The sequence below is a fragment of the Silvania confinis genome (assembly GCF_025564085.1).
Taxonomy (GTDB): Bacteria; Pseudomonadota; Gammaproteobacteria; order Enterobacterales; family Enterobacteriaceae; genus Enterobacter; species Enterobacter confinis.
This window is the reverse complement of record NZ_JAMGZJ010000020.1, coordinates 1-384: the sequence shown is the minus strand read 5'-3', so window position 1 is coordinate 384 and position 384 is coordinate 1. Positions and strand designations below refer to the sequence as shown.

1 protein-coding gene is annotated in these 384 nt (G+C 66.9%); it reads right to left on the bottom strand.

What is annotated here, in order from left to right; all coding sequences use genetic code 11:
• Positions 1-357 (bottom strand): lipopolysaccharide heptosyltransferase II (gene waaF / locus M8013_RS00095; protein WP_271265814.1); only part of this gene is annotated, 357 nt, incomplete at its 3' end.
• Positions 358-384 lie beyond the last annotated feature (27 nt).

The following is a 384-nucleotide window of genomic DNA, read 5'->3' as shown; positions in this document are numbered from 1 at the left end:
GATGTCATTGAGCAGCCCGTAGCGCATCTCGCCGCGCCAGCCGGTGCGCTTCGGTATTCCGGCGAACCAGGGCACCAGCGCCGACTTCAGCGAGTTGGGCAGCAGGATCGCCTGCTCGTACTGACCGCGCAGGCCGCGTCCGATCCGGCGCCGGGTGGCGACGTCCATCACCCCGTGGCCGAGCGGGAAGCTCAGGGCCTGGCGCACCTCGGGCATGCGCTCGAGGATCGGTCGGCTCCATTCGGGCGCCAGCACATCGATCACGCACTCGGGATGCCGCTGGCGCAGACACTGGAACAGGGTCTGCGCCATCACCATGTCCCCCACCCAGGAGGGACCTACGATCAGAATTCTCATTCAGGCTCCGGAAATGATCAGGGAGGC